This window comes from Stenotrophomonas sp. 01N47 (assembly GCF_056399165.1).
Map to the genome: position 1 here is coordinate 1 of NZ_JBFTQU010000080.1, position 403 is coordinate 403.

At 61.8% G+C, this 403-nt stretch carries 1 protein-coding gene; it reads right to left on the reverse strand.

Translation table 11 applies throughout. The features are described from left to right. Positions 1–363, reverse strand: a 363-nt coding sequence (locus AC1DKR_RS21310) for a glycosyltransferase family 2 protein (protein ID WP_478035170.1), incomplete at its 3' end; no start/stop codon positions are given. Positions 364–403: the final 40 nt, after the last annotated feature.

A 403-nucleotide genomic window follows, 5' to 3' on the forward strand; every position in this document is an offset into this window, starting at 1 on the left:
GGCCAGCACCAGATTGATGTCCGCCTGCTCGCTCAAGACCTGCGCCTGGCGCTCGATACACGCAGGCGACAGCTGATCGTCATCGCAGAGAAACTTGATGTACTCGCCCCTTGCCTCGCCCAGGCACGCCAGCAGATTGCCGACAAACCCCAGCGTCTGCGGGTTTCGTACATACCGCACACGTTCTGCCGCGTCGCCCGCCAGCGACTCGACAACCTGCTTGATCTCATCGCCGCGACTGTCGTCGCACACAATGATTTCGAGGTTGGCGTATTGCTGGATCACAGCGCTGCGCAGCGCCCGAGCGAAGAAGCGTGGATTGAAGGCGGGAATGACGAGGCTGACTAACGGGACTGGATTCACGGTGGGGCTCTCAAGCGGAGGATGCTCACCCGGTCGGGTG